Source organism: Candidatus Thioglobus sp. (assembly GCF_028599055.1).
In the GTDB taxonomy this organism is placed as follows: domain Bacteria; phylum Pseudomonadota; class Gammaproteobacteria; order PS1; family Pseudothioglobaceae; genus Thioglobus_A.
Genome location: NZ_JAQRMS010000043.1, coordinates 1 through 10212 on the forward strand (window position 1 = coordinate 1; position 10212 = coordinate 10212).

The window sequence follows — 10212 nt, forward strand, 5'->3', positions numbered from 1 at the left end:
GAGATGGACCTTAAAGTTAAAGGCAAGTCAGGCGACACTACAGTTGTAATTAACTTTGGTAGCATTGACTCTACTACATCAGCAACTACCGACACAGCAATGAACATTGAAGATGCTTATGTTGCAACTTCTGTTGCAGGTGTTTCTGTTAAAGCTGGTCAGTGGGATAATGGTAACAACGCATTAAGAGCTTCTACTCGTAACGACGGTAAGATTCAGTTTGATAAAGAGTTTTCTGGCGTTAAGGTAACTTACGGTACTGAAGCTGAAGCAAAGTCAGTATCTAAAATGATGGACTACGTTAAAGTGGCAGCTGATATCTCTGGTGTTGCACTATCTTACAAGAAAGTTTCTGCTGGTGAAGATATCTCTGTTTCAACTACAGTTGGTGGCGTTAAGGCTTCTTACTTAGTACTTAACCGTGACCCTGCTAACACTGATCGTTCAGTAGTTGAAGTTTCTGGTTCATTTAGCGGTATAGACGTTAAAGTTGCACAAGCAACTGCTGATTCAGGCGCTACTATTGAAGGTGATACTTGGATGGGTGATTTCGAAGGTGCTACAGGTGCATACGATCTAACTGCTGGTCAAGACGTAACTTCAATTAGCTTAAAGACACAGATGGCTGGTAACACTGTTGAATTCCGTAACTCTAGAATTGATGATGTTTCTAATGAAGACACTTCATTCAACAAGTTCATCGTAACTCGTCCACTTGCAAATGGTACTACATTTGAAGCGACTTACACTGACTTAGATGATAAGGGTTCTACAACTACTGACTCTTCTACTTTAGATCTTGAGCTAGCTGTTAAATTCTAAATCTTATTTAGAAAAACAGTTAACTTAAACTAACGTTTAAGTGACTTAAAACCCCAGACTTCGGTCTGGGGTTTTTTTTCGTCCCAAATATTTTTGATGCAGGCAAGGCCTGCCTCAACCGATGAAAATTGGGTAAAATATAATTTATGAGTATAAGAAAAATTGATTTTACTAATGATGAGTATTACCATGTGTTTAATCGGGGTGTAGACAAGCGTGTTATTTTTAACACTCAAGAACAACAGGCGTATTTCCTTAGTCGCTTGCAGTTGTTAAATACGACTGATAGTAGAAAATATATCACCAATAAGAGAAGTCGACATAAAAATAAAATAATTCTTGGAGAAGGTGAGCAGCTGGTTAGCATTGTAGCCTACTGTTTGTTGCCGAATCATTTTCATTTGTTACTTAAACAAAATGTTGATCATGGTATTTCACAATTTATGCAAAGATTGGGAACAGCTTACACCATGTTTTTTAATCAACAAGAGAAACGATCCGGCGCCTTATTTCAGGGTAAGTTTAAAGCCACGCACCTCAGTGGAGATTTTGCACTGCCGATTTTATCCGCTTATGTTAATCTCAACTATGTGCATCATCAAATTGACATTAACAAAAATTTAGTTATTTCTAGCTTGTCTGATTTTATATCTGATGTAGGCAAGGCCTGCACCAATGAAATTTGTGATCAGACAGAAATTACCAAGGTTGTTAATGAGACTGGCGGCTTATCTGAATACAAGGATTTTATTAAAAATGCCTCTAAAACGTTTACTGATAATAAGGGGAATGTTATCAATGTTAATGATTTTGAATTTTGAGGCAGGCAAGGCCTGCACCAGAATAGTTGTTTGTGAATACAGTGATTGTGTTTATCCTTTAAAATGAATTCATAATTTAAATTTAGGCAAAAGAAATGATTACTCAGTTAAGAGGTCGATCTCTATTAAAGCTTACTGGTAGCGATGTGCAGAGTTTTTTACAAGGGCAATTTTCTAATGATATTGATGCTTTAGAAGGAGGTGTTGTGCAACTCAATGCCTATTGTCAGCATCAGGGGAAAATTATCGCACTTGTTTGGGTGATGAAATCAGCTGATGATTTTTATTTATCATTTGCAAGTGATTTGGCTGAGATTGTTATTAAGCGCCTCACCATGTTTAAGATGATGTCAGATGTTGTTATTACTGATGTGTCTGATGAGATCACTCAGCTTGGTTTGCTTGAGGGTGATAGGCAAGGCCTATCACCCTTTAAGCTTAATGCCCAACAGTCTATTGCCTTGGTCAGTGACGTGAGTGGCATTGAATTTTCAGATAGTTCGGTTTGGGAGCGGGCTTGTATTGCAAACGAAGTGCCAGAAGTCACTTTGGCAACTAGTGAGAAATTTGTACCACAAATGCTAAATTTAGATATTGATGAAGTGGGTGTGAGTTTTACTAAGGGATGTTATCCTGGACAAGAAGTGGTGGCGCGACTGCATTATTTAGGCAAAGCTAAGCGCAGAATGTATCAGTTTGAAAGTGATCAAGAGTTGCAAGTGGGTGATGAATTGCAGGTTGAGTGTTCAAAATCAGCTAAAGCTTCAGGTGTTGTGGTGCGTTGTGTAAAATTAGACGCTAAATCACTGTGCTTAGCAACGCTCGAAGTTGCACATGAAAACGACACGGTAACCATTAACAGCCACCCGATTAATAAAATCCAACATGATTAAATTTCTAACGTTATTGCTTTTACCTTTATCGTCTTTTGCTAATGCATCGGTGGGCGAATCCCTTGATTTGACTAGTCATTGGGTAGGTTATACAGCCCTAGCATTATTTGCCTTGGCTTATATTCTAGTGATGGTGGAAGAATTTACACATTTCAGAAAGTCCAAGCCTGTTATTTTGGTTGCAGGTGTTATTTGGGGTTTGATTGGTTGGGTGTATGCTTCACACGGGTTGCCACATTCAGCAGAAGTTGCGCTTAGACATAATTTATTGGAGTATGCCGAGCTATTTCTATTCTTGCTAGTTGCGATGACTTATATTGAAGCCATGAAAGAAAGGCTGGTGTTTGAGAGTTTAAAGGCTTGGTTGGTGTCAAAAGACTTTACCTTTAGACAGCTTTTTTGGATGACAGGATTTCTAGCATTCTTCATCTCACCCATTGCAGATAATCTAACAACAGCGCTTATTATGGGTGCCGTTGTTTTGGCTGTGGGTTCGAGTAATCCACGCTTTGTTTCCATTGCCATGGTCAATATCGTGGTGGCGGCGAATGCTGGTGGTGCATTTAGCCCATTTGGTGATATCACCACGTTAATGGTTTGGCAAAAAGGTTTGGTTGAATTCTCTGAATTCTTTGCATTGTTTATTCCATCACTAATTAACTTTGTTATTCCTGCGGCAATTATGCATTTTGCCATTAAAAATGAAAAAGCTACCTCTAGCGGTGAAATAATTAATATTAAGATAGGTGGATTGGTTATTGTTGCGTTGTTTATATTGACAATCGCCACAGCAGTAATTTTCCATAGCTTCTTGCACCTGCCGCCAGCGATGGGCATGATGTTGGGTTTGAGCTATTTAATGGTAGTCGCATTCTTTATTCGTAAAGTTGAGGAGCGTACCCAAGAGGATGGGTTTGATGTGTTTAGAAAAGTAGCGGGTGCTGAGTGGGATACGCTATTATTTTTCTTTGGTGTTATTGTTAGTGTTGGCGGATTAGGATTTATGGGTTATTTAGCGATGACATCTGAGCTGATGTACACTTCACTCGGCGCAACTTATGCAAATATTTTGATAGGCTTACTGTCTGCTGTGGTAGATAATATTCCAGTGATGTTTGCGGTATTAACCATGAACCCTGATATGTCGTTAAATCAATGGCTATTGGTGACACTCACCGCTGGCGTAGGTGGTAGCTTGTTATCAGTCGGTTCTGCTGCTGGTGTGGCGCTCATGGGTCAATCAAAAGGCTTGTATACTTTTGGCTCACACCTGAAATGGATGCCAGTGATCGCTCTGGGGTATGCAGCTAGTATCGTGACTCATATGTGGCTAAGTGGCATTCCATTTGGATAATTTATTTTTCATAATATCCTTGTTGTCGATTAACTTTAAATCAGTCATTTACAATTTGCAAACTCCTGATTTAAAGTTAATCTTACGCCTCGATATAATAAAAAATACAAACCCTATTAGAGCTTAATAATGAAAAACGATTGTTTATTAATTGATATTGGCAATACGCTAGTCAAGTGGCTGTTTAAAGGCGAGCATCGTTTTGCGTTAGCACTAGACTTCGACTCTAAGGTATTGCCTAAAGCTGAGCGGATTTATGTTGCTTGTGTTGGTGATCGGTCTTTGTTGAAAAGCTTAAAAAACACAAGGTTTGTTAAATCACCAGCGCAGTTTCAACAATTTAAATCTGCCTATGGTGCGCCCGAGGATTTGGGTGTAGATCGATTCTTGGCTATGATTGCAAGTATCGATCAATATCCTAAACAAACTCGACTCATTATTGATGCGGGCAGTGCACTCACATTTGACTTAGTGCTTGCTGGTGGCGAGCATCAGGGTGGATTAATCATGCCAGGTCTGGGTGTGTTGCGTCGTAGTTTTATTCAATTTTCTAATGATTCTAAGCAATTAACTCTAGAGAAGAGTGCGAATAATACCAAGGATGCCTGGGAATATGGCACAGCGCAAATGTTTATGAGTGTTATTAATCAGCAGATTGAAAGCTATCTTGAACAATACGGCGATTTGCAAATTATCCTCACTGGCGGTGACGCTAAAATTATCGCCTATCGATTAAAGCATTCAGTTGATATCAAACCGCATTTAGTCTTAGATGGGCTTGCGCTTTACGCACAAGCGTAGAGAGCCTTGGTATAATGCGCCTTAATTAATTTAACGCAATCATCCATGCAAGACAATCGAGTTTTATCCGGCATGCGACCAACAGGTCGTCTTCATTTAGGTCATTATCACGGAGTATTAAAAAACTGGCTTGATTTGCAAAATGAGTATGATTCATACTTTTTCGTGGCTGATTGGCATGCCTTTACCACGCATTATTCTGACAAGATTGACCTTGAAGCCAATGTAATGGAGATGGTGGTTGATTGGTTGGCAGCCGGCATTAACCCAAACACATCAACGATTTTTGTACAATCAAAAGTGCCAGAGCACGCCGAATTACACTTGTTGTTATCAATGACAACACCACTCTCTTGGTTAGAGCGTGTGCCATCTTACAAAGATCAGCAGCTTAAGCTTAAAACTAAAGATTTAGGCACATACGGATTCTTGGGTTATCCGTTATTACAAAGTGCTGATATCTTAATGTATAAGGCCGGATTGGTGCCTGTGGGTGAGGATCAAGTGGCACATGTGGAATTAACCCGTGAAGTGGCGCGCCGATTTAATCATATTTATGGTCGTGAAGCAGATTTTGAAGAAAAAGCTGAAACTGCGATTGGTAAAATGGGTAAAAAACAGGCGAAATTATTCCGTTCTTTGCGCAAAGCCTATCAAGAAACAGGTGATGACGAGGCATTGATCAAGGCTCAAGCTTTATTGCAAGAGCAGCAAAATATCACTTTGGGTGATCGTGAGCGCTTAGCAGGCTATATTGAAGGTGTGGGTAAAATTATTTTGCCAGAGCCTGAATCGCTACTAACCAAAGCGTCAAAAATGCCAGGATTAGATGGTCAAAAGATGAGTAAATCTTATGGTAACACCATTTCTTTGCGCGATACAGCAGATGAAATTGAAACTAAGATTAAGCGCATGCCGACAGACCCAGCCCGCATTAAGCTGACTGACGCAGGAGACCCAAACAAATGCCCAGTTTGGCAATTGCACGAAGTCTATTCAGATGCGCAAACTTGTGAATGGGTAGTTGATGGTTGCACCAAGGCTAAGATGGGCTGTGTAGAATGCAAGCAACCGGTGATTGATGCTGTTAAGGCTGAACTTATACCAATGCAAGAGCGTATTGCTAAGTACCAGGCAGACCCAGATTTGATTAAACAAATTATTCATGAAGGTTCTGACAAAGCCAGAAGAGTGGCTAAAGAGACCATGGCTGAAGTGCGAGAACATATGGGTATCACTTACTAATTATGGCTGAAAGACTACAAAAACTGATTGCAACTGCGGGTTATGGATCTCGTCGATGGGCCGAAAGGTTGATCGAACAAGGTCGTATTGAAGTTAATAACAAAGTTGCCCAAATTGGCGACAAATGCGAGATAACCGATAAAGTTAAAATTGATGGGCGCAGTATTGATCTTGAGCGTTACAAAGAGGAAGAGACTAAAGTTATTATTCTTAATAAGCAAGCTGGCGTGATTTGCTCCAACAAGGACGAAGAAGGGCGAAAAAGTGTTTATAGCTTATTGCCAAAAGAGTCACGTTGGGTGATGGTAGGGCGTCTAGATCTTAATACATCAGGGTTGTTGCTGTTTACCAATAATGGTGATTTGGCCAATAAACTCATGCATCCAAGCTCTGAAATTGATCGCGAATATGCCGTGCGTGTTTTGGGCCAAGTAGAGAATGAGGATATTAAACAACTCACAACCGGCATTGAACTTGAGGACGGCTTTGCACGCTTTGATCGAGTGACTATTGGTGGCGGCGAGGGTGCGAATCGTTGGTATAAAGTTGTATTAAAAGAGGGTCGAAAGCGCGAAGTTAGACGTTTGTGGGAGTCACTTGGCTTTAAAGTATCACGTTTGATCCGTATTCGTTTTGGTGAAATTCGTCTGCCAGAAAAACTCAAAGCCAATCAATACGACTATCTTAAACCGGGTCAGGTTAAATTATTATTAAATTCAGTCAAGCTATAATCGAAAAAAAACTTGATTTAAATCAAGTTTTTGTTAGAATAATCTCATTTAATAACAAACAAAAGGTGGTCTTATGATTATGAATGAGTTAAATAATGATATTGTTTTTTACCTAAGTGTGACTATGGTGGTGTTAACCGTTATTGTTGGTATTGTATTTGGCATTGCCAAGGCAAGAATTAAAGCTCACTAAAGAAAAGTTTTTTATCGTAACTTGAGCGCATTAAACAGCATGCGCAATATCTATTTTAAATTTTTTTAACAATTTTTGACTTAGGTCAATTATTTTAATCAGCTCTATTGATAGAATATCCCTGTTATTAATTAAATAAAGAGGGAATAGTCATGATCATGAATGAGTTGAACACAGATACGGTTTTCTACATGAGTTTACTAATGGTAGCGTTAGCTGTTGTTACATTTGTTGTATTTGTTATCGGTAGAAGATTTAAAGCCTTTAAGCGATAAATTTTAAAAAAAACCATACTGTACCATCCTCTTGTTAAAACAAACAAGAGGATTAATTGTGCCTATTGATGAATCAAGGGTGCTTATAAAATTTTATCAATGTTTTTAGAAGTCCCCTTGAATACCGACAGTGTTTTTTGGTTTGCCATATTTTTTATGGTTGCTTCATTGGTTTTAGCTGTTTATATTCACCTGTATTTTCGTTCAAGAAAGTAGACACTTCTTGCGTTAAGAGCTGTTTTTCATTGTCAAAAAACCCTGCCCATCACGTATAATATCGCTTTTTAGTCTCTAATATTTTTAAGCGTCAATGTCTGATTACAAACCCACTCTAAACCTGCCTGCCACTAAGTTTGCCATGAAAGCAAACCTTGCAAATCGTGAAGGCGGCTTTCTAAAAAAATGGCAAGATGATGATTTGTACGCGCAAATTAGAAAAAACAATCAAGGCAAGCCTAAATTTACACTACACGATGGACCGCCGTACGCAAATGGTGATATTCATATTGGCCATGCAGTTAACAAGGTTTTAAAAGATATTATTGTTAAGTCAAAATCTTTGTCAGGCTTTGATGCGCCGTATGTGCCTGGTTGGGATTGTCACGGATTGCCAATTGAGCTAAATGTTGAAAAGAAAAAAGGCAAAGTGGGTGTAAAAATTGATGCCAATAGTTTTCGAGCGGAATGTCGCAAGTATGCTGACACCCAAGTGGCCAAGCAAAAGCTTGATTTCCAGCGTTTGGGTATTTTGGGTGATTGGAATAATCCTTACCTAACCAAAGATTTTCAGTATGAAGCGGATATTGTTCGTGCGTTAGGCGAAATTGTTGACAATGGTCACGTATCAAAAGGCTACAAGCCGGTTCACTGGTGTACTGAGTGTGGTTCTGCATTAGCTGAGGCCGAGGTTGAATATAAGGACAAGCAGTCCGATGCGATTGATGTTAAGTTCCGCATTATTGATGATTCAATTTTTAAGGTTGAAAAGCCGGTTTCTGTGGTTATCTGGACAACCACGCCTTGGACACTGCCTGCTAATGAGGCGGTGGCACTTCATCCAGAGCTTAATTATGTGTTGGCTGATATGGGTGATGAATATTTATTATTGGCTCAAGATTTGGCACAAGATGCGTTGGCGCGCTATGAGTCTCAAGCGAGCATTTCTGAGCAAATTTTTACAGGTAGTGAGCTTGAAGGCTTGAAAGCACAACACCCATTTTACGACAAACAAGTGCCAGTTATTTTAGGCGATCATGTCACCACGGATGCGGGTACTGGTGCGGTGCACACAGCACCTGCTCATGGTCAAGAGGACTTTGCAGTCGGTAAGCAATACGACTTGCCGGTTAACTGCCCGGTAGATGGTCGCGGTGTGTTTTTTGAAGATACAGAACTATTAGCAGGCCAGTTTATTTTTAAGGCAAACGCCAGTGTTTTAGAGATTTTAAAATCTCATAATGCCTTGGTTAAGCATGAGCCGCTTGTGCATTCTTATCCGCATTGTTGGCGCCATAAAACTCCAGTTATTTTCAGAGCAACCCCTCAATGGTTTGTATCCATGCAAGATAATGGCTTGCGTGATGCGGTTAATAGTGAAATTCCGAAAGTGGATTGGATTCCTGATTGGGGTAAAAAACGTATTGAGCTGATGGTTGGTAATCGTCCTGATTGGTGTATTTCTCGTCAGAGATTTTGGGGGGTGCCAATTACATTGTTCACTCATAAACAAACCGGTGAGCTACATCCAAACACCAAAGAATTGTTCAAAACCGTTTCTGCATTGATTGAAAAAAATGGTATTGAAGCTTGGTTTGAAACAGACATTCAAGATTTGTTGGGTGGTGAGGCTGATGACTACGAAAAAGCAACCGATACGCTGGATGTATGGTTTGATTCTGGCGTGAGCCATTTTGCTGTCCTGAAGGCAAGAGAAGGTTTGTCTGATGTGGCTGATTTATACTTAGAAGGCTCTGATCAGCATCGTGGCTGGTTCCAGTCTTCACTTATCTCCTCGGTGGCAATTAACGGTAGGGCACCTTATAAGCAAGTGCTAACTCATGGTTTTACCGTTGATAAAGACGGCAAAAAAATGAGTAAATCACTGGGTAATGTAATGAGCCCGCAAAAAGTGGTTAACAATCTTGGTGCTGATATTTTAAGATTGTGGATTGCTTCAACGGACTATACGGGTGAGATGACCGTTTCTGATGAAATTTTAAAACGTTCTGCAGATTCTTATCGCCGCATTCGTAACACCATGCGCTTTATGTTGGCCAATACCAGCGGCTTTAACCCTGAAAAACATACACTAGCAGCGGATGAAATGCTTGATTTGGATCGATGGATTGTATCTAAAACAGCTGATTTGCAAACACAAGTGTTAACTGCTTATGAACAGTACAATTTCCATCATGCTATTCAATTAATTTTGAATTTCTGCAGTAATGATTTGGGCGGTTTTTACCTGGACGTAATTAAAGACCGACAGTACACAACACAGGAAGATTCAAGAGCGCGCCGTAGTGCGCAAACAGCGCTTAACCATATTTTAGAGGCGATGGTTAGATGGCTGTCTCCGGTATTGTCGTTTACGGCTGAGGAGATTTGGCAAAACATGCCGAATGAAAAAACCAACAGTATTTTCTTGGGCGAATGGTATCAAGGCTTAACATCGGGTTATCAGCATTCAGCCATTGAGACTGCCAGAGATATCAATCCATTTATTCGTAAACAAATGGAGCAAATGCGTAGTGATAAAGTAATTGGCTCTTCACTTGATGCTGAGGTGGATTTGTATTGTGATGAAAAAACATTTGATGCGCTTGGTCAATTAGGTGACGAGCTGCGTTTTATTTTCATCACTTCTTATGCGCGAATTCACCCGCTAACTGATAAAACACAGGATTGCATGCCAGCAGGCGAGGGTGTGTATATTAAAGTGACCCAGTCAACACATGAAAAATGCGTGCGCTGTTGGCATCACCGTGAAGATGTTGGTGCTAATAACGAGCATCCTGAGCTGTGTGGTCGTTGTGTTGAGAATGTAGCTGGTGACGGCGAGAAAAGGGAATTTGCGT

General features: G+C 40.0%; 8 protein-coding genes. All 8 read left to right on the top strand.

Going from position 1 to position 10212, the window contains the following annotated elements; genetic code table 11:
• Positions 1–822 (top strand): hypothetical protein (locus tag PSN35_RS04185; protein ID WP_300029897.1); only part of this gene is annotated, 822 nt, incomplete at its 5' end.
• A gap of 146 nt (positions 823–968) precedes the next feature.
• Positions 969–1643, top strand: coding sequence for a transposase (locus PSN35_RS04190; protein WP_300029899.1), 675 nt, complete (start codon positions 969–971; stop codon positions 1641–1643).
• Positions 1644–1738: 95 nt separating this feature from the next.
• Positions 1739–2536 (top strand): folate-binding protein YgfZ, encoded by a 798-nt coding sequence (locus PSN35_RS04195; RefSeq protein ID WP_300029901.1) that lies wholly within the window; start codon positions 1739–1741, stop codon positions 2534–2536.
• Entirely contained in the window at positions 2529–3890 is a 1362-nt protein-coding gene (gene nhaD, locus PSN35_RS04200) for a sodium:proton antiporter NhaD (RefSeq protein WP_300029903.1), read from the top strand. Before PSN35_RS04195 ends, nhaD begins: the two co-directional genes overlap by 8 nt.
• A gap of 129 nt (positions 3891–4019) precedes the next feature.
• On the top strand, positions 4020–4691 hold the full coding sequence (locus tag PSN35_RS04205) for a type III pantothenate kinase (protein WP_300029905.1): 672 nt from the start codon (positions 4020–4022) through the stop codon (positions 4689–4691).
• A 45-nt stretch (positions 4692–4736) separates the two neighbouring features.
• Complete coding sequence (locus PSN35_RS04210) at positions 4737–5936, top strand: tryptophan--tRNA ligase (RefSeq protein WP_300029907.1); 1200 nt, start codon at positions 4737–4739, stop codon at positions 5934–5936.
• Between the two features lie 2 nt (positions 5937–5938).
• On the top strand, positions 5939–6667 hold the full coding sequence (locus tag PSN35_RS04215) for a pseudouridine synthase (RefSeq protein ID WP_300029909.1): 729 nt from the start codon (positions 5939–5941) through the stop codon (positions 6665–6667).
• 778 nt (positions 6668–7445) lie between these two features.
• On the top strand, positions 7446–10212 hold a 2767-nt coding region (gene ileS / locus PSN35_RS04220; RefSeq protein ID WP_300029911.1), incomplete at its 3' end, for an isoleucine--tRNA ligase.